General features: G+C 71.9%; 19 protein-coding genes and 1 pseudogene. 8 read left to right on the top strand and 12 right to left on the bottom strand.

From position 1 onward, the window contains the following. Positions 1-183: 183 nt before the first annotated feature. The 5 genes and pseudogenes from ACFW1A_RS09405 to ACFW1A_RS09385 all read right to left on the bottom strand — a co-directional run. Positions 184-318: pseudogene (locus ACFW1A_RS09405) on the bottom strand (transposase); the annotation flags it as partial. Positions 319-351: 33 nt separating this feature from the next. After that, entirely contained in the window at positions 352-777 is a 426-nt protein-coding gene (locus ACFW1A_RS09400; RefSeq protein ID WP_380406757.1) for a hypothetical protein, read from the bottom strand. A 222-nt stretch (positions 778-999) separates the two neighbouring features. Continuing rightward, positions 1,000-1,377 carry a hypothetical protein gene (locus tag ACFW1A_RS09395; protein WP_380406755.1) on the bottom strand — a complete coding sequence of 126 codons (378 nt, stop codon included), beginning with the start codon at positions 1,375-1,377 and terminating at the stop codon, positions 1,000-1,002. Positions 1,378-1,893: 516 nt separating this feature from the next. Next, entirely contained in the window at positions 1,894-2,391 is a 498-nt protein-coding gene (locus ACFW1A_RS09390) for a hypothetical protein (protein WP_380406753.1), read from the bottom strand. Between the two features lie 621 nt (positions 2,392-3,012). Next, on the bottom strand, positions 3,013-4,017 hold the full coding sequence (locus tag ACFW1A_RS09385; RefSeq protein WP_380406751.1) for an NADP-dependent oxidoreductase: 1,005 nt from the start codon (positions 4,015-4,017) through the stop codon (positions 3,013-3,015). A 100-nt stretch (positions 4,018-4,117) separates the two neighbouring features. Between ACFW1A_RS09385 and ACFW1A_RS09380 the strand changes: the two genes are divergently transcribed. From ACFW1A_RS09380 to ACFW1A_RS09365, 4 genes are all read left to right on the top strand, one after another. Continuing rightward, positions 4,118-5,026 carry a LysR family transcriptional regulator gene (locus ACFW1A_RS09380; RefSeq protein WP_380406749.1) on the top strand — a complete coding sequence of 303 codons (909 nt, stop codon included), beginning with the start codon at positions 4,118-4,120 and terminating at the stop codon, positions 5,024-5,026. A gap of 189 nt (positions 5,027-5,215) precedes the next feature. Continuing rightward, positions 5,216-6,124 carry a CPBP family intramembrane glutamic endopeptidase gene (locus ACFW1A_RS09375; RefSeq protein WP_380406747.1) on the top strand — a complete coding sequence of 303 codons (909 nt, stop codon included), beginning with the start codon at positions 5,216-5,218 and terminating at the stop codon, positions 6,122-6,124. Between the two features lie 25 nt (positions 6,125-6,149). Further along, complete coding sequence (locus ACFW1A_RS09370; protein ID WP_380406745.1) at positions 6,150-7,445, top strand: sensor histidine kinase; 1,296 nt, start codon at positions 6,150-6,152, stop codon at positions 7,443-7,445. Positions 7,446-7,449: 4 nt separating this feature from the next. After that, positions 7,450-8,142 carry a response regulator gene (locus ACFW1A_RS09365; protein WP_380406743.1) on the top strand — a complete coding sequence of 231 codons (693 nt, stop codon included), beginning with the start codon at positions 7,450-7,452 and terminating at the stop codon, positions 8,140-8,142. A gap of 89 nt (positions 8,143-8,231) precedes the next feature. Here the strand turns inward: ACFW1A_RS09365 and ACFW1A_RS09360 are convergent, their stop codons facing one another. The 3 genes from ACFW1A_RS09360 to ACFW1A_RS09350 all read right to left on the bottom strand — a co-directional run bounded on the left by ACFW1A_RS09360 (position 8,232) and on the right by ACFW1A_RS09350 (position 10,815). Beyond that, positions 8,232-8,714: a DUF6924 domain-containing protein gene (locus tag ACFW1A_RS09360; RefSeq protein ID WP_380406741.1), complete on the bottom strand. Its 483-nt coding sequence runs from the start codon at positions 8,712-8,714 to the stop codon at positions 8,232-8,234. A 51-nt stretch (positions 8,715-8,765) separates the two neighbouring features. After that, complete coding sequence (locus ACFW1A_RS09355; RefSeq protein WP_380406739.1) at positions 8,766-9,641, bottom strand: hypothetical protein; 876 nt, start codon at positions 9,639-9,641, stop codon at positions 8,766-8,768. Between the two features lie 145 nt (positions 9,642-9,786). Next, on the bottom strand, positions 9,787-10,815 hold the full coding sequence (locus ACFW1A_RS09350; protein ID WP_380406761.1) for a LacI family DNA-binding transcriptional regulator: 1,029 nt from the start codon (positions 10,813-10,815) through the stop codon (positions 9,787-9,789). Positions 10,816-11,213: 398 nt separating this feature from the next. Between ACFW1A_RS09350 and ACFW1A_RS09345 the strand changes: the two genes are divergently transcribed. Continuing rightward, on the top strand, positions 11,214-13,688 hold the full coding sequence (locus tag ACFW1A_RS09345) for an RICIN domain-containing protein (protein ID WP_380406737.1): 2,475 nt from the start codon (positions 11,214-11,216) through the stop codon (positions 13,686-13,688). A gap of 213 nt (positions 13,689-13,901) precedes the next feature. Here the strand turns inward: ACFW1A_RS09345 and ACFW1A_RS09340 are convergent, their stop codons facing one another. The 3 genes from ACFW1A_RS09340 to ACFW1A_RS09330 all read right to left on the bottom strand — a co-directional run bounded on the left by ACFW1A_RS09340 (position 13,902) and on the right by ACFW1A_RS09330 (position 16,593). Next, entirely contained in the window at positions 13,902-14,252 is a 351-nt protein-coding gene (locus ACFW1A_RS09340) for a cupin domain-containing protein (protein WP_380406735.1), read from the bottom strand. 32 nt (positions 14,253-14,284) lie between these two features. Next, entirely contained in the window at positions 14,285-15,694 is a 1,410-nt protein-coding gene (locus tag ACFW1A_RS09335; protein WP_380406733.1) for an NAD(P)/FAD-dependent oxidoreductase, read from the bottom strand. 182 nt (positions 15,695-15,876) lie between these two features. Continuing rightward, positions 15,877-16,593 (bottom strand): TetR/AcrR family transcriptional regulator, encoded by a 717-nt coding sequence (locus tag ACFW1A_RS09330; protein ID WP_380406731.1) that lies wholly within the window; start codon positions 16,591-16,593, stop codon positions 15,877-15,879. 175 nt (positions 16,594-16,768) lie between these two features. Here ACFW1A_RS09330 and ACFW1A_RS09325 point away from each other — a divergent pair, with 175 nt between their 5' ends. From ACFW1A_RS09325 to ACFW1A_RS09315, 3 genes are all read left to right on the top strand, one after another. Next, positions 16,769-18,217, top strand: a complete 1,449-nt coding sequence (locus ACFW1A_RS09325) for an APC family permease (RefSeq protein ID WP_380406729.1) — start codon at positions 16,769-16,771, stop codon at positions 18,215-18,217. 68 nt (positions 18,218-18,285) lie between these two features. Next, positions 18,286-19,923, top strand: a complete 1,638-nt coding sequence (locus ACFW1A_RS09320) for an amidohydrolase (RefSeq protein ID WP_380406727.1) — start codon at positions 18,286-18,288, stop codon at positions 19,921-19,923. A gap of 94 nt (positions 19,924-20,017) precedes the next feature. Next, positions 20,018-20,683: a nucleotidyltransferase domain-containing protein gene (locus ACFW1A_RS09315; protein ID WP_380406725.1), complete on the top strand. Its 666-nt coding sequence runs from the start codon at positions 20,018-20,020 to the stop codon at positions 20,681-20,683. Positions 20,684-20,744: 61 nt separating this feature from the next. On the opposite strand, the gene ACFW1A_RS09310 is transcribed toward ACFW1A_RS09315, so the two are convergent. Beyond that, positions 20,745-21,596, bottom strand: a complete 852-nt coding sequence (locus ACFW1A_RS09310) for a LysR family transcriptional regulator (protein ID WP_380406723.1) — start codon at positions 21,594-21,596, stop codon at positions 20,745-20,747. Between the last annotated feature and the right edge of the window lie 56 nt (positions 21,597-21,652).

Genomic DNA, 21,652 nt, shown 5'->3' with positions numbered 1-21,652 from the left:
GATGTGTATAAGAGACAGGTCCTGTCCTGTCCCACCTGCGGCGGCAGCGGGGTCGGTCAGCAGATCGGCCACGGCGCGGTCACCAGGGCGGAAGGCTCCGCGTCGGCCTGGGCGAGCAGCGCGGTGGAGACGCGCTCCCGGCTGCCGGCGGCGGCTCGTCCGCAGCCGGCTGTAGGTCCCGTTTCAGGAGCCGAACTGCTCGGGCAGGTCCGTCCACGGCGTCCCGGTGCGGTACGTGAACGCGATCGCGTGGATGACCCGCCGGTGATCACGCCGCCGCCCACGCTCCGACTGCGGTTCCGGGCGATCCTGCGGTTGGAGCGGCTGCCACCTAAGGGAACTGACGAGACGTCAGTTGATGAACATGGCAATGTCGTTGTTGTAGGCGGCTGCCGGCAGGCGGCCGGCGAAGCCCTGGTTGATCGGGATCCCGCAGCTCATGTTGGTCGGGGCCGGCGCAGGAACGCAGATGTTCCAGGAGTAGGAGGTGTTGTTCACGGCGGCGGCCGCGTTCTTGTAGACGGTCCGGCCGTAGCCCGAGCCGTTGTTGCCCCAGTTCCGGAAGGAGAACTGGCTCAAGTCGCTGTACGAACCGGGGCTCCAGTGCTCGAAGGACCCCCAGCCCAGGCTGGGCGAGTTGTAGTAGAGGCAGAACGACCCGCTGGGGCAGGCCTCGGCACCGGTCGGCGGTGCGTCGGCATTGGCGGGGCCGGCCAGGCTGAGTACGGTCGTTGCCGCGACGGCGCAGACCAGCCAGCCGGAGAGCTTGCGGTTCATCGGTCCTCCAAGGGGTTATCGGATGTGGCGCCAGGAGCCGGTGGTGGGGCGGGCAGTGGTGAATGCCGGTCAGCCCGCACGGGTGAGGGCGTTCTCGTGGGTGCGGACGGTGGCGGGCAAGGGGGTCGATCCGGTCTGGGGCGATGAGAGAGCAGGCCGGGCTGACGCGAACCGTCCTCGTGGAGTCCGGCTCGGTCAGCCGCGGTGGAAGGCGCCGCTCCCTCAGTTGCACATGCCGATCTGGCCCCGGGTGTCGGCGGGCTCGTAGATGAGGGCGCAGATCTTGTGCCCCGGACCGTCATACCACCAGTCGGAGCCGGCGCCGTTGGAGCTCCAGAGGAGCGCGCCGTTGTCCGTCAGGATGAACGTGCACTGGCCGTTGTCGGTAACGGTCGGGTTGAGCTCCTGCTCGTCGTGCCAGGCACCGTTGACCCACTTCAGTTGGATCTCCTGATCGGCGACGCAGTTCGGGGTGTGGAACCAGTGGTCGCCCTCGTTGGCGGCCAGAGCAGGCGTTGACGTGGAGATGGCGATGGCGAGGCCGAAACCGAGGACCGCCACGGCGGATCGTAGGGGCGAACGGCGAGGCGGTACGGGCATGGAGGGTTCCTTCCGGGGCGATGTTCCGACGGCATACGGGCGTGTCGCAGCGGCGCCGGCCAAGGCCGGAACACGGCCCGGCCGGTCGCTGCGCGCAGTGACAAGACCAGAGTTACTGTCTGTGCGTGTTGGTGCGAGTTTCCCGTACGAGCCCGTACACCCCGTCCGGGGAGCAGCGTCGGCACGTAGTGAGAAGTCGAAGCCGATCCCGGCACGGCCGAGGATCTGGCTGTCGACGTCGCCCGGGTCGGTCAGGGACCGCCGCCTCCGGCGTCCACTGCCACCATGTTCCGCGGGCTCACAACTCCACCGCCGGTCGGGGCGGGACCGAGTCCGCCCCCATGAAGGTCTTCGAACCACTCCCTCAACTCCCGGCCCGGCGGAACCGGGCCCGCGAACTGCGTTGGGAGGAGCAGGTCCTGGAGCTCCTGCATGGCCTGCCGCTCCGGGGCCGAGCCAGGCGCGGAACCACGGCCCGGATGCGAACGCGACCCGCTCAGGTGGCGGACTGCAGGTTCAGCACCAACCGTCATTCGGGGCGGCCCAGGAGGTGCCGGCGCCGTAGTACCAGTAGGTGCTCACCGCTCCGGACAGAGGGCACGGCGTGAGAGTCGCATCAGCTGTCCACGCGTCCGGACTGGCGTGGTGGATCTCGATCCCAGGAGAGGAGTAGGCATCCTTGGTCGCCTCGGAGTACCACTGGTCACCAGCGCGCTGGTAGTACGGGGAGAACACCGAGACATGAACCACCCAGCCCGAATAGTTCTGCTGGAAGCTGCCGGCCCACTGGAAGTGGGCACGGACGTTGGTGATACCCCCGCCACATGACTGGTACTGCTGCTCAACCTGCCCAACGTAGGTTTGCTTCGAGTTGATCCTGAGGTTGGCGGGCGAGCCGACGTCGTGCCAGGCAGCCCCGCAGTCACCGTCCGCGTGAGCCAGGGGCGCGACAGTCATGCCTGCCAACGCGGTACCCGCGACCACCACGGCGGACAGCGCCTTGCGTATGTTCATGGTTCCCCCGGTGAACGGGCCCCTGGGCTGGGCCAACTGGTGTAGACCGTAGAGTGGGGGTAGCGGGCTCGACAGGTCAGAACTGGCCATTCGGACACGATGCACCCGTGAACCTGAGCTCGGACGCGCTTGCGGAGATCTGACGCTTTTGGGTGGTCGAGTGACTCGTAGATCCCCGGTGCGCGACGCCGGCCCAGACGGTGAGGCTTTCCTGCATCCTCCTCGGCACTGCCGGTGCCGTCCGCCAACTCCCGGGCGAACGCGGCGATCAGGTCGTGGAATCGGTAGGTTCCCGCGGGGGAGTCGAGCAGGTGGACCGCCGCGTATCGCGCTTCGGTGTGCCCGAGGGCCTCGCGCGGCGTCAGGTCCAGCAGGACGTCAGCGGCCGACGTGGTCAGAAACTGCCCCGGCCATCGGGCCGGCCGACGGAAGCTACGGGCGGGGGAGCCGGAAGGCGGTCATCACTCATCGCGAATGCGGCGCGCACGCTCCGCTCCTCGACACCGAGTTCGTCCGGTCGCCGCTGCTGTGCTCACCATGCCTCGGCGAGGGTGCCCATCGTGCTACCCGGCTCGCAGACGAGCCGGCCGGCCTCGGCGGCAGGACCGGCCGGGACCAGGCCTACGCGTTGCCCCGCACGATGATCTTTCCGGTGTTCTCGCCGTGCAGCATGCCCACGAACGCGTCGACGATGTTCTCGAACCCGTCCACCACCGTCTCGTCCAGCGCGAGCCGGCCGCTCTGCAGATGGGGGACCGCGAACGCGTACAGCTCGTCCTGCAGGTCGCGGTAGTTGCGGACCAGGAAGCCCTCCATGCGCAGGCTCTTCTCCACGATGTCCGAGTAGTTGACGTTCGGCGCGGGCGCGTCCGGGGTGTTGTACTCGCTGATGGTGCCGACCCGGACGATGCGCCCGAACTCGCGCAGTGCGCCCACCGCGGCGGCCAGTTGCTCGCCGCCGACGTTGTCGACGAAGACGTCTATGCCGTCCGGTGCGGCCTCGGCGAGCAGGTCGGCGGCGGGGCCGTCGTGGTAGTCGAACGCCGCGTCGTAGCCCACCTCCCGGGTCAGGTGGTCGACCTTGGCCGCCGAGCCCGCGCTGCCCACGAGCCGGCCGGCGCCCAGCAACCGGGCGAACCGGCCGGTGGCCGTGCCGACGCCGCCGGCCGCGGCGGAGACGAAGAGGTCGTCGCCCTCCCGCAGCCGGGCGATGCGGGTGAGCCCCACGTAGGCGGTCAGTCCGGTGCCGCCGAGGACGCTCAGGTAGGCCGTCAGGGGGACCCCGTCGAAGCGGGGGAGTGCGCGGATCTCCTCGGGTCGGACCACGGCGTGCGTGCGCCAGCCCTTTCGGTGGAAGACGATCTCTCCCTCGGTCAGCTCCGGCGTCCGCGAGGCGACGACGCGCCCGAGGGTGCGGCCCTCCAGCGGCGCGTGGAGCGCGAAGCCGCCGGGCACGTCGTCCATCATCTCGCGGTGGTACGGGTCGACGGACCAGTAGAGGTTCTCCACGAGCGCGGTACCGATCGCAGGGCCCGGAATCGGGGATTCGACGAAGGCGAAGTCCCCGGTGGTGGGGAAGCCGTGGGGGCGGGCGGTCTGCTGGACGGTGATCGCGTTCTCGGTCATGGCGTGACCGTAGGACGGGAATGGGACCCTCGGGCAGGCGGTTGGGCTCATGTGACGCCCCGTTCCATGAATAGTTCTCATACCCCGAGGTGAGCGCCCTGTGACCCGCCCGACCGACACCGATCTCGCTCCGCACGAACTGCGCATCCTGGTCGCGGTCGCAGACGCCGGCGGCTTCTCGGCCGGGGCGGCGGCGCTCGGCCTCACGCAGTCCGCAGTCTCCCACTCGGTGCGCGGCAGCGAGCGCAAGATCGGCGCCGTCCTGTTCGAACGCGGTCGCAGCGGTGCGCGACCCACTGCGGCGGGGGAGAAGGCCGTGGCGCACGCGCGCCGCATCCTGCGCCTGCTGGACGTGCTCGTCGCCGAGGCGCGGGGAGCCGACCGGCCCGACGCGTCGCAGGGGCCGCAGGGCCCGCTGCGGATCGCGGCCTTCCGCAGCACCGCGCTGCACCTGCTGCCGCCGGTGCTGCAGCGGCTGTGCGCGAGGTATCCCGGGATCGAGCCGCAGGTGCGGATCGTGCGCGAGCTCGGGCGCGGCACGGCGGGCGAGGTCGCCGACGGGAGGGCCGATCTCGCCATCGCCACCTTGGACGGAGCGCAGCTGCCCGCGGGGCTGGTGGCGAGCGGGCTCTTCGAGGAGAGCTACTCCTTGGTGCATCCGGCCGGGCACCCGGCACCGCGCTCGCTGCCGCTCGTCGACTGGGCCGAGAACTGCGGCTCGTACACCCGCGCCTGGTGGGGCGCGCAGGACTGGATCCCGAGGGCCACGATCGAGGCCGAGGACGACGGCGCCGTGCTGTCGCTGGTGGGCAGCGGGCACGGCATGGCGATCATGCCCGCGCTCTCCCTGGTCGGGGCACCGGACTCGATCGAGATCACCGATCTCGGCCCGGAACGACCGACGCGCCGGGTCGGCTACGTGACCACCCCCGAACTGGCCGGCTCCGCCGTCGTGCGCGCGCTGGTGCGGGAACTGCGGGCGGCCGGCTCCGTCGGCTCCGCCGTCTGACGGGCAGTCGGCGCTCAGGGCGCGCTCGCGCAGGACGCGGACCACCACCCCGATCGCGTTGGCGCGGGCGGCGCATCCCCCGTGCGAGCTACCGGAGCTGTCCCTGCACGGGTGATCCACGGAGGTCGGCGGATTCCTAGCCTGGTCGTCAGGTCGCCGCAGGTAACGACCACGACAAGGGAGGCCACCATGGGTACGACATCCGTCACCCCGCAGGACACCGGCTCCGGCTCCGCGTCCGGCTTGGACAAGGACCGCGACGGACGCGACGGACGCGATGAGCGGGGCGGCCGGCTCGGGCGTCTCGCCCGCTCTCCGCTTGGCTGGATGCTGACGGGGATGGTCAGCGTCGGGCTGCTCTCGGCCCTGACGGCCACCGGCCCCGGCCCGGTGCCGGCGCTGGGTGCGGCGGCCGCGGTGGCCGCCTACTGGTGGGTCATGAACCGTGTGGCGCGGCGCCCCACCCCGGAGATCGCGCTGCGCGGGGCCGGCCGGGCGACGCTGCTCGGCAGCGGTGTCGGACTGGGCTTCGTCATCGTCTCGGTCCTGCTGATCACGGTGTTCGGGGGCTACTCGTTCTCCTGGGCGGGTCACAACGTCGTGCCGGTCGTCCTGAGCGCGGTCATGGTGCAGATCGGCGCCTCGGTCACCGAGGAGTTGCTGTTCCGCGCGCTCGCCCTCCAGGCCCTGGAGCAGCTGTGGGGCAGCCGGGCCGCCATCGTGATCACCTCGCTGTTCTTCGGCGTCGCCCACCTGGGCACCCCGGGAGCCAACGCGTGGAGCGCACCGGCGATCGCCCTGGAAGCGGGCGTCCTGCTCGGGGCCGCGTTCCTGTGGCGGCGTAGCATCTGGTTCGTCACGGGTCTGCACTTCACCTGGAACACCGCGGAGCAACTGCTCGGCGTCCCGGTCTCCGGACACGCCCCCGAGGGCCTGTTCACCGTCCGCACCCATGGTTCCGCCCTCCTGACCGGAGGCAGCTTCGGCCTGGAGGCGTCGTTGATACCCATCCTCATCGCGCTGGCCCTCGCCGCCCCGATGCTCGTCCTCGCGCACCGGAACGGCGGGATGAAGACCCGCCTGCGCGCGGCCCACTGAGACGGACCCACGGGAGGACACGGAAGTGACGGAACGTCAGGAGCCCGGGAGCCGTCCGCTGCTCCGGGCGCCGCTCGACCGGTGGCGGGATCGGGACGGGCTCCTGGGCAGCACTCTCCTCAGGAGCACCGTTCTCAGGAGCACCCTCCTCAGGAGCACCCTCCTCAGGGACGGGGTCCTCGCCCTGGTGCTCACCCTGGCGGCCCTCGTCCCGACCCTGTCCGGCATCGGTGCGCAGATCGGTGACCTGCCCGAGCGGCCGGCGAACCTGCTGAGCGCCGGGCTGGTCCTGGCCCACACCCTGCCGCTGGCCGTGCGCCGCCGGTGGCCCGCGGCCTGCCTGACCGTCGTCGCGGGCGCGTTCGCCGTGCACCAGGCGCTGGGCTTCGCGACGACCTTCGCGAGCATGGGGTTGTACCTGGCCCTGTACTCCGCCGGCGCCCATCAGGTCCGCTTCCGCCACGGCCTGGCCGCCGCGGCGAGTGCGGGCTTCGCCCTGCTGGCCGTCGTGCTGCACCGCTCCGGGTCGCCGCAGTCGGTGGCGGACTACCTCGCGTTCTTCCTCGTCCTGGCCGCGGTCTGGCTGTTCGGCAGCATGGTACGCACCCGGCGGGCGGCGGAGGAGCAGCGGCGGCGGCTGGTGGCCGCGGCGGCCACCGACGCCGAACGGGCGCGGATCGCCCGCGAGTTGCACGACGTGGTCACCCACCACGTGACCGCCATGGTGGTCCAGGCCGACGCGGCGCAGTTCCTGCTCGCGTCCGCGCCGGACCGCGTCGCAGAGGGGCTGACCGCCGTCAGCGACACCGGCCGCCGGGCGCTGACCGAACTGCGGTACCTGCTCGGCGTCCTGGAGGCGACCGGCGAGTCGGCGGCAGCGGACCCGGCACGTGCGGACCCGGCAGGTACGGACCGGGCACCCGCCCTGGGACGGGTGGCGGACCTGGTCGAGCGGGCCCGCAGGTCGGGCCAGCCGGTCGAGTTGAGCGAGCAGGGCGAGCGGCGGCCGCAGAGCGTGGACGCGGAGCTGGCCGCGTACCGGGTGGTGCAGGAGGCGCTCACCAACGCCATGAAGCACGCGGCCGGAGAGCCGACCCGGGTCCTGCTCCGGTACGGTGACTCGCACATCGGGATCGAGGTCGCCACGGACGGACCCGTCGCCGTACCGGCCGCGCGGAGAGCGGGCCCTGCGGGCGGGCGAGGCCTGGCCGGGCTGCGTGCCCGGGTGCGGATGCTCGATGGTGAACTGGAGGCCGGTCCCCGGCCCGAGGGCGGGTTCGAGGTCCGGGCCACGATTCCGTCCGAGCCCCTTCAGGAGTGACCCCGTGAGCGATGCACGGCCACCGATCCGCGTGCTCGTCTGCGACGACCAGGCGCTCGTGCGGACGGGCTACGTCACCATCTTCTCGGCGCAGCCCGACATGGAAGTCGTCGGCGAGGCCGAGAACGGCCACGAGGCGGTCCAGGCCGCCCGGCGGCTGCGCCCCGACGTGGTGGTGATGGACATTCGGATGCCCCTGCTCGACGGCATCCGGGCGACGCAGCAACTGGCCGGTCCCGATGTCGAGGACGCACCGAAGGTCCTGGTCGTCACCACCTTCAACGTCGACGCCTACGTCTACGACGCGCTGCGCGCCGGAGCGAGCGGCTTCCTCCTCAAGGACGCGCCTCCGGTGGAGCTGGTCAACGGCATCCGGACCGTCGCCCGGGGCGAGGCCCTGCTGGCACCTGCGGTCACCCGCCACCTCATCGGCCACTTCGCCGAGCACCTGCGGCCGGCCGACACCTCCCGGCCGGCCGGGCAGGACGTCGTACGCGTGCTGACCCCCCGTGAGCTGGAAGTGCTCCGGCTGATCGCCGAGGGACTGTCGAACGCGGAGATCGCCGCGGCGATGTTCATCATGCCCGAGACCGTCAAGACCTACGTGTCGCGCATCCTGGCGAAACTCGGCCTGCGCGACCGCGTCCAGGCGGTCGTCCTCGCCTACCGCGCCGGACTGGTGCCCGGCACGGCGTGAACCGACCTGGCCCGGGCTTGCTCGGTCAGGGTGCTGTGCATGCGACGCGGTGGTCCGGTGGCCCGCGTCGGCGGGCCATCGGACTCGCCTCACGGGCGAAGGACGCCGTCAGGATCGGCGAGCGCACTCTCGGCGAACTCGTGGAAGTCCACGTTCGCGATCGACAGGTTCGCATGCACGCCGTGCACCGCAGCCGGGGTGGAGCGGAACTCCCGGGCCGGTGGGGAGTCGATCAACTCCTGGTAGTACATCGGGTCGAGGTCCTCGTCCTCGTGGCAGAGATCGAGGGCGAGGAGGGCGTGGTGGGCGGACTTCATCGTGGTGTCGTCGGCGATGAAGACCACGCTGAGATCCTCGTCCCGCTTCACTGCGGCGATGACCGCCTCGGCCGTAGCCCCGGCCCAGACCGGATCGTCCACCAGGTGGATCTCGGCCTCGTAGTCCCCGCCGAGCCCCGACGGCCGGGATGCCTCCTCCACCACCGCCCGCCACGCGGCCGCGTCCTCGTAGTCGGTTCTGACGATCAGAACAGCGAACTCGTCCCGTCCGATGATCTCGGGCAGCTCGGTCATGTGTACCGCTCCTCACTTCGGCCTTCGGCCCGTGCTCAGGGATCAGCAGTCCTAGCGGTGGATCGTGGGCCAGTCGGGCCAGTCACGGCAGACGAAGACGTAGATGCCACCGCCGTCGCCCATGACCATCCCGTGGCTGTTCTCCTGCGGGGCTTCGGACACCTCCCGGCCGGAGTCGGGAGGTGTCCGTTCCTCCATCGGCAGCCATCGTCCGCACGACTCGCTCGCCGAGACCGTCAGAAGGTGCTCCATCCGTTCGCCGCAGACGCACTCGGGCCACCTTGGCTCCCGGGACCAGCCGGGATAACCGCCGACCTTGCTCTGCCGGGTGGTGAACGCGTCGAAGTAGGAGAGGCCTGTGCTTTCCTCAATCTCCTCGCTCCACTCGCCGACGCGCTCCGCCAGATCGTCCGGCAGGTCCCAGTTCGGGTACTCGTCGGCCTCGGTCGGGTGGACAACGCAGGGTCGGGGCAGGTACTCGTCGTCGCACTCGTACGGTTGCGGCACGTCTGCACGCAGTTGGCCGGACGCGGCTTCCGCGGCGGATCGCCAACGCAACGTAGGCACGGGCGACCAGTGGTCGTGCTCGGAGTGGATCAACGGGCACCAGAGCACCTGGAGCACGTCGGCGCCGGCCGGAAACTCCAGGGCCGGAACATCCTTGGCGAACAGTTGGACCACGGGAACCATGGCCACGGGGTCCGGCCCGACCGCCGCACGGCCGCGCGCAGGGTTGTAGTGGTCCGCCGCGGCACACATCGGCCACGGCTCGGCAGTCGGCCACAGGGGCGGCCCGCCGAGCGAGCTCTCCCACCGACCAGGGGTACCTGCACGCGGGTACAGCAGAGTGGTGGATCGGGCATGTGGCACCAGGTCCGGGAAGTGCTTCGCCGGATCGAGGGGCGGCGGCGGAACGGTGAAACTCATCAGGCCTCCAAACCGCCGCATGGTAGCGCGGGCCACGGACAGCACTTGGCGGAGGATCGGCCCTGGCCACTCACGGGCTGACGCTCACCGTCCCGAGCGGTGGCTCCACAGCCGTTGCATGCGTTGATCTCGCCTTCTCTGCTGCTCAGGGCCCGACGGTTGACGGGCTGCCGACCGGTGCGGTGCTGTCCCGGACGACCAGTTCGGGGCGGAGCAGGTGGAGCGAGTTGACCGGGATCTCCGAGCTGGTGAGGGAGCGCAGGAGCAACTGGACTGCCTCCCGGGCCATTTCCCGCCGGGGGACGGCCACGGTGGTGAGTGCCGGTCGGGCGAGGTCGATCTCCGGGCTGTCGTCGTGGCCGACGATCGACAGGTCCTGTGGGACGGAGCGTCCCGCGGTCCGGGCTGCCTCCAGGGCGCCCAGAGCCAGGACGTCGTGGGTGGCGAAGAGGGCGGTGGTGCCGGGGTCGGCCGCCAGGGCTGCGGTCGCGGCGGTGCAGCCGCCCGCGAGCGTGGGCTCGGGTGCCAGGTGGACGGCTGCCTCCGGAACGGTCAGGCCGTCGGCGGCGAAGGCGCGCCGGAAGCCCGCCACGCGCGGGGTGTGGTCGGGGCTGGCGAGCACGGCGACGCGCTCGTGGCCGAGCTCGCGCAGGTGGCGCCCGGCCAGGTAGCCGGCGCGCTCGTAGTCGATGGTGACCACCGGGAAGCGATCGGGGGCATCGGTCTCCCAGGCGCACAGGGCGACCGGGAAGGTCGCCTCGGCCAGCAGCGGCAGGTGGTCGATCAGGTCGCGGTCGCCGGCGATCAGCAGGGCGTCGACCGAGCGGCTGGTCAGGCTCGCCAGGTGGCGCCTGGCGCGCTCGCCGTCGAGGCGGGTGGTGCACAGCAGCAGGTGGTAGCCGTTCGCGTCGAGGACGTCCTCGGCCTCCTCGACGATGTCGGAGTAGAAGGCGCCGGTGACGGTGGGGACGAACAGCCCGACCATCCTGGTGGCTCCGGTGGCCAGGGAGCGGGCCACCAGGTTGGGGGTGTAACCCAGTTCCGCGATGGCGGCGCGCACCCGGTCCGCGGTTGCCGGGCTGACGGCGCCGCGGCTCCTGATGACGTTGGAGACCGTCTGCTTCGTGACGCCGGCGCGCTCGGCCACGTCCTGCATCGTCACCATGAGGGCGATCCTTCGCGTTTACCGGTCAACGTGCGCTCTCCGAAACGTAGATCACTGCCCCTGGGCCGTCAAGGCGGTCGATCGGCGGCACTTTGCGCCACGGGAAGTCAGGGGGCAGGTGTCGTGAGGCAGTGTTCGAGTGTGGTGGATTCTGATGGATCTCTCTTGATTTACCGGTCAACTGGGCTCTAGGGTTCCCCATCAGTCAGCAAGGCACCACCCCGGGGCTCCTGTTGACGGCTCGTCCGCGTGGCTCGTCGCACCTCCGGGCGGACCACTGGTCGGCCGGCTGACTCGGCAGTCCGCTCTCCCCCCCCGGGCGCCACACCCCACAGACCACTGCCCGAGATCCGCACTACCCCTACGGCGAGGGGTGCACGGCACCCCGCCACGGATAAGGATTCCCAGTGTCCGCTTCCCCCAGAAGGCTCGTCAGCGCCTTCACCGCCACCGCGCTCGCCGTCCTCGGCACCGGCGCGGTCACGGCCGCCCCCGCATCCGCCGCCACACCCCCTCCCAGCTACCGCGTCTCCCTCGGGTCCACCGGCTCGTTCGCCTACCCCGACGACACACCGGCCAACGGCTACACCGACAAGGACGGCACGTTCTACTTCCAGGAGGCGCTGGCCGGCTACGGCGCGAACGACTCGCGCCACTGGAGCTTCTTCTCCGGCAGCGACTTCGACACCGCCACCTTCAACAGCACGCTCAGCCACGCGGTGAACCCGGCCAACCCCCAGGACCGCAACGACGACACCACCTGGCGGTGCAACAACAGTCCGACCGGTCTGCAGGCCAGCTACGCGCCGGCGGGCTCGAGCTCCTCGCAGAAGAACTTCTGCGACCTGTCGAGCGTCTGGGTCGACCCGGACACCGGCAGCTGGTACGGCTTGGTGCACAACGAGTTCACCTCCCAGCCGTTCGGCGACGGCATCCACTACGACGCGATCGACTACGCGGTCTCCACCGACCAGGGCAGGACCTGGACCATCAAGGACCACGCGCTCACCTCGCCGTACAGCACCACCCGCGGCGACACCACCGCGTTCCCGCAGCAGACCTACTACTACGGCGACGGTGACCAGCGGCTCTTCGTCGACACCGCCTCCGGTTACTTCTACGTCTTCTACGGCTCCCGGATCGTCGACAAGGGCGGCAGCTGGGGCGACTTCCTGGAGCACGTGGCGCGGGCCCCGATCTCGGCCAAGATGGCGCCGGGCAGTTGGCAGAAGTGGTACGACGGCTCCTGGTCGCAGCCGGGTCAGGGGGGCCTGGAGAGCGACATGATGCCCGCCGACTCCGCCAACCCGACGGGGTACCTGCCGCCCGCCAAGGAGTACAACCCCGCGAACCCGGGCACCGTCAGCCAGCAGGTCGCGGCCGGCACGCTCGCCCCGACCTCGCCGCTGTTCGTCATGAACGTCAGCTACGACGCCTACCTGGGCCTGTACATCGGCACTCCGCAGGCTGTCGACCAGAGCGGCAACGCCCCGCAGCAGATCTACGCCACCAAGGACCTGACCACCCAGAAGTGGACCCTGCTCGGCGACACCGGCAGCTACCACACCGCCTCCTGGTACCGCTGGCTGGTCGACGGCGTCAACAAGACCGACTCCACCATCGTGGGCCGGACTTTCCGGACGTACTGCGCGGGCGCCTGTTCCAACGGCTCGGACGGCGAGTACGTGGACACCACCATCGGTTCGTCCGAGCCGGCCGCCGCGCCGGTCGACCTGGCGAAGACGTACCGGATCCGGAACACGGACGGGCGCGTCCTCGCCCAGGCGACCGGCGGTTCCGCGGCCACCTCCCTGGCGCACGGCACCCACTCCGCGCTGGAGTCGTGGAGCTTCCTGTCCGACGGCGACGGCTCCTACCGGATCGTCAACGCGGGCACCGGCCAACTGCTGGGCGTCGACTCCGGCTCGACGGCCGGCCGGGCCTGGGGCTCGGGCCTGACCGTCACCGGTACCGCAGGCGGGAACGCCGCGGTCGGCCAGCAGTGGTTCGTCCTCCCCGGCGCCGCGAAGCAGCACGGCGGCTATCAGCTGGTCAACCGCTACAGCGGCCTGGTGATCGGCATGTCCGGCGACTCGAGCCGGCTCGCCGAGACCACGCCCGCCCGGTCCTGGACCGACACGACCGGCACCGCGGTCGGCGGCGGGCGCACCGCCGCCGAGCAGACCCTCGAGTTCACCCCGACCGGGAAGGCCCCCGAGGCGGTCGTGGTCACCGGCCCCGGCGACCAGTCCGGTGCCGCCGGCAAGGCCGTCTCGGTGCAGCTGACCGCGACCGACAACACCGGCAAGCCGCTGACCTTCTCGGCGACCGGCCTGCCCGCCGGGCTGTCGATCAGCCCCTCGGGCCTGATCTCGGGCACGCCGACCGCGGTCGGCCCCGCCACCGTCACGGTCACCGCCTCGTCCGGCACGGCCGGCGCGTCGGTCACGTTCGGCTGGACCGTCGCCGCCGACCTCAGCGGGACCCACACGCTGACCACGGGCGGCAAGGCCCTTGACGACGCCGACCACAGCACCGCCGCCGGCCACCAGCTCATCACCTGGAGCGCGAACGGCGGCAGCAACCAGGCTTGGCAGTTCGTCCGGCAGACCGACGGCTCGTACGAGCTGGTCAACGGCCTGTCACAGATGTGCGCCGACGTCAGCGGCGGCTCCACCGACGCCGGTGCCCAGGTGATCCAGTGGCCGTGCAGCGGGGCCGCCAACCAGCACTGGACCGTCACGCAACTGCCGGACGGGTCCTACACCGTCACGTCGGCCAGGAGCGGACTGCTCCTCACCACCGCCTCGGCCTCCGACGGCGCCTTGGTGACGCAGCAGCCGGACACCGGCTCGCCGCTCCAGCGGTGGTCGCTCGGCTGAGCCGGACCCGGCGGCGCGGGGCGCGGGCCTGACACCGGGCCCCGGGCCCGCAGCCGGGACCCGGGCCGCTGACGGCCCGCCGCCTCGTCACAGCCGAAGGGCCGCACCGCTCCGGCGGGTGCGGCTCTTCGGCACGCTCGGGGACGGCCTGCGGGATCCCGCGGACCGGGAGCGTCGTGGGGGACCGCTCCCGGGCGGCGGGGTCCGGTCCGCTCAGTCGTGGAGGGTGATCGCGTACGCCTTGCGCAGGGTCTCGTGGACGGTCCAGGTCGTGCGGTCGCCCTCGTGCAGCACGCCCAGGTCGCCGGGGCCGACTTCGAGCGTCGGGCCGCCCTCGATCGCGATGGTGGCGCGGCCGCTGATCACGACGAACAGTTCGTCGGCCTCGGTGTCGGTGGCCGTGCCGGGGGTGATCTGCCAGATGCCGCGGATCCGGCGGCCGTCCTCGGACTCCCAGAGGACCTTGCCGGAGACCTCCGGGCGGCCGGCCAGGATCCGGTCGGGGTCGAGCGGGTCCGGCTCCAACTCGACGTCGGGTATGTGCAGGGCGAAGCTCTCGGTCATGTTCCGTTTCCCATCGCAATGGTGACTGTGTGTCAGCTGTCGAAGCCCAGGCCGAGGCGGTCCAGGGTCCTGAGCCAGAGGTTGCGGCGCCCGGCATTCGCGTCGGCGCGGGTGAGCGACCACTGGGTGATCCCGATCCCCACGGAGCGGATCGGCTCGGGCGGGAAGGGGAGCGGCTTGCGGCGGACCATCTCCAGCGCGGTGCGTTCGGTGCGCTCGCCGGCCAGGAGATCGAGCATCACCTCGGCGCCGAAGCGGGTCGCCCCCACGCCGAGGCCGGTGTACCCGGCGGCGTAGGCGACCCTGCCGCCGTGCGAGAGGTCGAAGAAGGCGCTGAAGCGGGTGCAGGTGTCGATGGCGCCGCCCCAGGCGTGACTGAAGCGCACACCCGCCAGCTGCGGGAACGTCTGGAAGAAGTGCCGCGCCAGGGTGGCGAAGGTCTCCGGCCGCTGGTCGCGTTCGGCCCGGACCCGGCCGCCGTAGCGGTAGTCGACGTCGTAGCCGCCCCAGAGGATGCGGTTGTCGGCCGACAGCCGCACGTAGTGGAAGTGGTTGGCGCTGTCGGCGAAGCCCTGGCGGTTGCGCCAGCCGATCGAGGCGAGCTGGGCGTCCGTGAGGGGTTCGGTCATCAGCGCGTAGTCGTAGACCGGGACGGTGTAGGGGCGGTGGCGGCGCAGCAGCGACGGGAAGGCGTTGGTGGCGAGGGCGACGTGTCGCGCCGTCACCCGCCCGTACGTGGTCCGGACCGCGATCCCGGCTCCGGCCCCGGTCCCGGACTCGGTGAGGCCGGTGGCCGCGGTGCGCTCGTGGATGCGCACGCCCAGGTCCAGGCAGGCCTGTTTGAGACCCCAGGCGAGACGGGCGGGGTTGACCATCGCGACGCCGTCCCGGTCCCAGGCTCCGCCGAGGAAGGTCGGTGAGTCGATCTCGGCGCGTACGGCCTCCGCGTCCAGCAGCGTCAACCCGCCGCCGTAGCGGGCGGCGAGAGCGGCCAGCTCGTGCAGGCCGTCGACCTGGTACGGCTCGGTGGCGACGACCAGGGAACCGGTGCGCTCCCAGTCGCAGGCGATGCGGTGGCGCTTGATGGTGTCCTCGATGGCCTGGAGGTTCAGCGCTCCGAGGCGCTCCAGGGTGGCGAGCTCGGCGGGCCAGCGCTGGTGGCCGTTGCCGAGGCCGTGCGTGAGGCTGGCCTCGCAGAAGCCTCCGTTGCGGCCGGACGCCGCCCAGCCGATCTCCTGCGCCTCGACCAGCAGGACGTCGAGGGAGGGGTCGCGTTCCTTGGCGATCAGGGCGGTCCACAGGCCGCTGTAGCCGCCGCCGACCACCAGGAGGTCGCACCGGGTGTCGCCGATCAGGGCGGAGGCGGCATCGGGGCGGCCGGGGTCGTCGAGCCAGAAGGGCGCGGGCTTGGCGTCCTGGAGCGAGCGAACGGGATCGACCATGGCGGGAGGGCTCCTTCGGTGCAGGGGGTGGGCCTCCGGGTGTCGTCATGAGACCTGCGGGTACCGAGGAACGTCAATGCTGTTGTCATAAGCGCTCGCGGTGCCGACGCTCTCGATCACCCGTTGCGGGGGAGGCGTCAGGAACCCTGCGGGCGGACACGAGCGGGTCGGCGGGGTGGGCGTCAGGCATCCTCGCCCGTCGCCTGCGGCAGGCGGGCGGCGATGGCGTCGAGCAGCAGCTCCAGCGCGAACGGGTAGCCGCTGCGGGGCATGTCGGCGGCGAGCAGGTGGGCGGTGGCCGCGATGTTGGGGTGGGTGCTGGGGTCGAGTCGTCCGTAACTGGCCAGCCACACCTGGTTGTCGGCGGCCTGCGCCGCGGCGGGCAGGGCCAGGGCGGCCGCGTCCAGGGCCGCGAACCCGAGGGCCTGGTCCACGAAGGCGTGGTAGATCCGGACCGCCTCGGGATCGGGGAGCCCCGTCGCGCGGAGCACCGCGAGGATCGCCTCGACGATGCGGGTCTCCTGGACGCGTCCGGTGGTCCGGTGGGCCGCGAGCAGGGCCGCCTGCGGGTGTGCCCGGTAGAGCGCGTGGACGCGCAGGCCGATGTCGCGCAGGTCCGCGCGCCAAGCGCCGGTGGGCCGCCAGCCCTGCTGGGCGCGTCCGATCAGCTCGTCGGTGAGGGCGAGGAGCAGGTCGTCGGAGCTGCGGAAGTACCGGTAGACCGCGCTCGGGTCGGCGCCGAGCGCTGCGCCCAGCCGCCGGACCGTGAGCGCCTCGGCGCCGTGCTGGCCCACCAGCCGCAGCGCGGTGTCGATGATCAACTGCTCGGAGAGCACGGTGCCTTGCTTGGTCGGTCGTCTGCGTCGGCGCTCGGACTCGGGGACCACGCGGTCGTTCATGGCGGGGACCTTATGACAACGCCATTGACGTGTAAAGCGCCGCGGGGCTTTCATGTCCGCCACGCCCCGGCCACTCGGCCGCATCCCCCACGAGCACGGCGGTGATCCTTTGGCAACCACGATCAAGGACCCTGGCAGAAGCCCCGGCGAGACCGTCGGAGCCAGTCCGGACTCGATGCACAAGTCGCTCGGAGTGGGCGGCGCGATGGTGATCGCCGCGTCGAGCACGGCGGCCACCACCAGCATCGGCATCGGCCTCGGGCTGATGGCCGGTGCGGTCGGCCTCCACCTGCCGGCGATCATGCTGGTGGCCTTCCTGCCGGTCCTGGGCATCGCCGGCGGGTACGGGCGACTCAACCGCGTCGAGCCCGACGCCGGGAGCAGCTACCGCTGGTGCCGGACCCTCAATCCCTGGTTGGGCTTCCTGACCGGCTGGGTCAACATCGTCGGCACCATCGTCTTCATGGCCTACACGACCACCGTGACCGGCTCGGCGATCATCCAGCTCCTCGGGGCGGCGACCGTCCACGGCGTCGCAGGCCTGGCCCTCGATCCGGACTCCACCGTCCAGTGCACCCTCATCGGCCTGGCCGTGCTGGTGGCTGCCGCTCTCGTCGCCGTCCGCGGGCTCGACCTGGCCGCCCGCCTCCAGAAGTACCTGCTGGTCTTCGAGTACGCCGTGCTCCTCGCCTTCTGCGGCTACGGCCTGTTCGCCGGTGACCAGCCCTTCTCGCTGGACTGGTTCAACCCCTTCGCCATCCCCTCCATGGCCGCCCTGGCCCAGGGCATGGTGCTCGCGGTGTTCTGCTACTGGGGCTTCGAGTCGGTCTTCAGCGTCGGCGAGGAGGTGCGCGACCCGCGCGACGCCACCCGGGGCGGGTACCTCGCCCTCACGGTCATGATGCTGCTCTTCGTCTTCGCCGGAACGGCCTTCCAGCGGGTCCTCCCGCTGGGCGAACTGGCCGACAACGGCGCCCAGGGACTGACCTACTTCGCCGGGAAGCTGGCCCGTCAGCCGCTGGCCGCGCTGCCGCTGGTCGCCCTGATGTTCTCGGCGGCCGCCTCGCTGCAGGCAGCCGTCATCCCCACCGCACGCGCGATGTTCGCCATGGGCCGCGACGGCACCTTCGGTCCGGTGTGGACCCGGCTGCACCCCCGCCACCGGACCCCCGCCGCGGGTACGCTGCTGATCGCCGCGTTCGCCATCGTCCTCGCCGTGCTGTCCATGGTCATCCCCACCGTGAGCCAGCTGATCTCCGGCACCGTCAACGCCATCGGCGTCGTGGTCGCCCTCTACTACGCCGTCACCGCCGTCGCCGCGGTCGTGCGCTTCCGCCAGCTGCTGCGCACGGCACCCGTCGAGGCGTTGGCAGCGGTCGTCGCACCGCTGTTGGGCGCTCTCGTCCTGCTCGCCGTCGGCGGCTACCTCGCCTGGACCTTCTACCGGTCGGCCGACCACTTCGAACTCGCTGCCGACAACGGCTGGTTCGAGCTGGCGATGGTCGTGCTGATGATCGCCTCCGGTCTGGTCGCCGCTGCCTGGGCGCGCTGGCACCGCCACGCGCCCTACTTCACGAAGCACCTCGGCCCCGATCCGGCAGGTGAGGTGCCGGCTGCCGCCTGACCCACCGTCAGGACGGCATCCCGGAAGCCCCAGTCCCCCCGGACCCCGACCCACCTGGAGCACACGCCATGACCAAGGCCGACCTGGTCTTCACCAACGGGCCGATCCACACCGGCGATCCCGCCCGCACCAGGGCGAGCAGCCTGGCCGTCGTCGGCGAGCGGATCGCCGCCGTCGGACACGACGAGGTCCGGGAGTTGACCGGGCCTGCCACCGAAGTGGTCGACCTGGCCGGCAAGCTGCTGCTGCCGGGGTTCCAGGACTCGCACATCCACGCCGTCTTCGGCGGCATGGAGCTGGCCGAGTGCGACCTGTCCGGCACGGTGGGCGTCGACGACTACCTGCGCCGGGTGCGCGAGTTCGCCGACGCGCACCCCGAGCGGACCTGGATCACCGGCGGCGGCTGGTCGCTGGAGAGCTTCGAAGGCGGGCTGCCGACGCGCCAGTTGCTGGACACTGTGGTGCCCGACCGCCCGGTCTACCTGCCGAACCGCGACCACCACGGAGCCTGGGTCAACTCCCGCGCGCTCGAACTGGCGGGCCTCACCAGGGACACGCCGGACCCGGCCGACGGCCGGATCGAGCGGGAGGGCGACGGCACGCCGAGCGGCGTGCTCCAGGAGGGCGCCACCGCCCTGGTCGCCCGGCTGGTACCGGCGAGCACGGCCACCGACCGCCTGGCCGGCCTGCTCCGGGCCCAGCAACTGCTGCACTCCCTCGGCATCACCGGCTGGCAGGACGCCCTGCTCGGCGTCTTCAACGGCCAGGCCGACCCGTCGGACGCCTACCTGGCCGCGGCCCGCGAGGGCACGCTGACCGCGCGCGTCACCGGCGCGCTCTGGTGGGACCGGAACCGCGGCGCCGAGCAGATCGCCGAACTGGTCAGCAGGCGAGCCGAGTTGAGTCACGGCCGGTTCCGCGCCGGGTCGGTCAAGATCATGCAGGACGGCATCGCGGAGAACTTCACCGCAGCCATGACCAGCCCCTACCTGGACGGCTGCGGCTGCGCGGGCACCAACAGCGGCCTGAGCTTCGTCGATCCCCAGGCGCTGTGCTCGTACGTCACCCAGCTCGACGCGCTGGACTTCCAGGTGCACTTCCACGCCCTCGGCGACCGCGCGGTGCGCGAGGCGCTGGACGCCGTGGAGGCAGCCCGCGCGGCCAACGGCCGCCGGGCCGCCCGGCACCACCTCGCCCACCTGCAGGTGGTCCACCCCGACGACCTGCCGCGCTTCGCCCGGCTCGGTGCCGTCGCCAACATCCAGCCGCTGTGGGCCGCCCACGAACCCCAGATGGACGAGCTGACCATTCCCTTCCTCGGTCCCGAGCGCGCCGCCCGGCAGTACCCGTTCGGCTCGCTGCTGCGGGCCGGCGCCACCCTAGCCGCCGGCAGCGACTGGCCGGTCAGCAGCCCCGACCCGCTCGCCGGCCTCCACGTCGCGGTCAACCGGATCCAACCCGGCGCCGCCGACAGCCGGGTCTTCCTCCCCGACCAGCGGCTCGACCTCGCCACCGCCGTCGCCGCGTACACGGCCGGCTCGGCCCACGTCAACGGCCTGGACGACACCGGGGAGCTCCGGGCGGGCCACCTCGCCGACCTGGTGCTCCTGGACCGCGACATCTTCACCGCCCCGCCGGAGGAGATCGCCGAGGCCCGCGTGCTCCAGACCTTCGTCGGCGGTGCGCGGGTGTACGCAGCCGGCTGACGCGCAGGCCCCCGCGGTGGACGTGCGGCAGTGGCCCGGGCCGGTTCGGGCCAATGCCGCATCGTTCGTCCTGTCGCGGTAGTAGGTTGTCACGATGACCGGATCCCTGCCGCCAGGCGGCGTCGTCCTCACCGAGGACGAACTGGAGGCCCGATGGGCGGACGCGTGGCGACCGGACCAGGTCGCGGTGCGGTTGAGCGGGGTCGGTACGACGTGGTGCGTCGCGGCAGGGTGGGCGCTGGACCTCTTCCGCGGGAGGCAGACGCGGCCGCACAGTGATCTGGAGATCGCGGTGCCCGCGGCGGGGTTCCCGGAGGTTCGCGCCCGTTTCCCCGAGTACGTGTTCGATGCGGCGGGTTCGGGACGGGTCTGGCCGGGGGCGGGAGCGGAGGCGCTGGCAGCCACGCACCAGACCTGGCTGCGGGATCCGGCGAGCGGTCAGTTCCTCTTCGACGTCTTCCGCGAGCCGCACGAGGGCGGGACCTGGATCTGTCGACGGGACGAGGGCCTGCGGCTGCCGTACGACGCGATCATTGCGCGGACGCCGGGTGGAATCCCGTATCTCGTACCGGAGTTGGTCCTGCTGTTCAAGGCGAAGGCGCTGCGGCCCAAGGACCAGGCGGACTTCGACAATGTGATGCCCCTGCTGACCCGGGCGCGGCGGGACGTCCTCGCCGGGTGGCTGGAGCGCGTCCACCCCGGTCATCCGTGGCTGGCTGCGCTGGCGGGTCAGCACCGCCCGGGTGCGGGGCGTCGCTGACGTGTGCGGCCGCGACCGGGCCGGGCGGCGATGGGTGGCGCCCGGCCGGGCAGGTGGTGACCTACCGGAGGCGGGTCGCCGTCCGGACGAGGTCGGCGACGGTCCTGGAGCGGCTGTGCGGGGGCCAGGCGATCACGGTGGTGACTTCCGGCGCGTCCAGGACGGGCACCGCGGCGAGGTCGGCGTTCAGTTGGGCGCGGCACGACTCCGGTGAGACGGCGCACGCCCGGCCGAGGGCGACGAGCTGCAACAGTTGGGCGTGGTCGCGGACCCGGGGGCCGGGGCCGGGTCGGTAGCTGCCGTCGGCGGCGGGCCAGCGGGGCATCGGCAGACCCGGCAGGTCGGCGAGGTCGGCCAGGTGCACGTGGGACCGGGCCGCGAGCGGGTGCCCGGCCGGGAGGACGGCCACCTGGCCCTCCACGCTGAGCACTTCGGTGTGGAGCCCGTCCGTCGAGTCGAACGGGCGGTGCAGCAGCGCCACGTCCGCCCGGCCCTCGCGCAGCATGGGTCCCTGCTCGGCCGGGCCGCACAGGATGACGTCGACGGGGACGGCGCCGGGTTCCGCGGCGTACGCGGTGAGCAGTCCGGCCAGCAGCGCGCTGGACGCGCCGGCCTTGGTGACCAGGACCAGGCCGGGTCGACCGGTGGCGGAGCGGGCGGCGCGGCGCGTCCGGCGCTCGGCGGCGTCCACCGCCTCCAGCGCCGCCCGGCCCTCGGCGAGCAGCACCGAGCCGGCCTCGGTCAGCGTGACGGTCCGGCTGGTCCGATCCAACAGCGCTGCCCCGAGCCGCCGTTCGAGCTGCTGGATGGTCCGCGACAGCGGCGGCTGGGCGATCCCGAGCCGTTGCGCGGCGCGCCCGAAGTGCAGTTCCTCGGCGACGGCGACGAAGTAGCGCAGTTCCCGGGTCTCCATCCGGCTACCGTACTCCGGATCCATACCCTGACGGTATCGATGCCGCACCGATCGGT

It is taken from the genome of Kitasatospora sp. NPDC058965, assembly GCF_042741245.1.
Classification (GTDB): domain Bacteria; phylum Actinomycetota; class Actinomycetes; order Streptomycetales; family Streptomycetaceae; genus Kitasatospora.
Note: the sequence above shows the minus strand (reverse complement) of the source record. Positions and strands in the feature narration are given on the sequence as shown.

Coding starts and splice junctions, on each gene's coding strand:
- ACFW1A_RS09385 (WP_380406751.1), bottom strand. CDS start 4,017: ATGACCGAGAACGCGATCACCGTCCAGCAGACCGCCCGCCCCCACGGC.
- ACFW1A_RS09360 (WP_380406741.1), bottom strand. CDS start 8,714: ATGACCGAGCTGCCCGAGATCATCGGACGGGACGAGTTCGCTGTTCTG.
- ACFW1A_RS09330 (WP_380406731.1), bottom strand. CDS start 16,593: ATGAACGACCGCGTGGTCCCCGAGTCCGAGCGCCGACGCAGACGACCG.
- ACFW1A_RS09335 (WP_380406733.1), bottom strand. CDS start 15,694: ATGGTCGATCCCGTTCGCTCGCTCCAGGACGCCAAGCCCGCGCCCTTC.
- ACFW1A_RS09340 (WP_380406735.1), bottom strand. CDS start 14,252: ATGACCGAGAGCTTCGCCCTGCACATACCCGACGTCGAGTTGGAGCCG.
- ACFW1A_RS09325 (WP_380406729.1), top strand. CDS start 16,769: ATGCACAAGTCGCTCGGAGTGGGCGGCGCGATGGTGATCGCCGCGTCG.
- ACFW1A_RS09400 (WP_380406757.1), bottom strand. CDS start 777: ATGAACCGCAAGCTCTCCGGCTGGCTGGTCTGCGCCGTCGCGGCAACG.
- ACFW1A_RS09315 (WP_380406725.1), top strand. CDS start 20,018: ATGACCGGATCCCTGCCGCCAGGCGGCGTCGTCCTCACCGAGGACGAA.
- ACFW1A_RS09320 (WP_380406727.1), top strand. CDS start 18,286: ATGACCAAGGCCGACCTGGTCTTCACCAACGGGCCGATCCACACCGGC.
- ACFW1A_RS09395 (WP_380406755.1), bottom strand. CDS start 1,377: ATGCCCGTACCGCCTCGCCGTTCGCCCCTACGATCCGCCGTGGCGGTC.
- ACFW1A_RS09375 (WP_380406747.1), top strand. CDS start 5,216: ATGGGTACGACATCCGTCACCCCGCAGGACACCGGCTCCGGCTCCGCG.
- ACFW1A_RS09390 (WP_380406753.1), bottom strand. CDS start 2,391: ATGAACATACGCAAGGCGCTGTCCGCCGTGGTGGTCGCGGGTACCGCG.
- ACFW1A_RS09310 (WP_380406723.1), bottom strand. CDS start 21,596: ATGGAGACCCGGGAACTGCGCTACTTCGTCGCCGTCGCCGAGGAACTG.
- ACFW1A_RS09355 (WP_380406739.1), bottom strand. CDS start 9,641: ATGAGTTTCACCGTTCCGCCGCCGCCCCTCGATCCGGCGAAGCACTTC.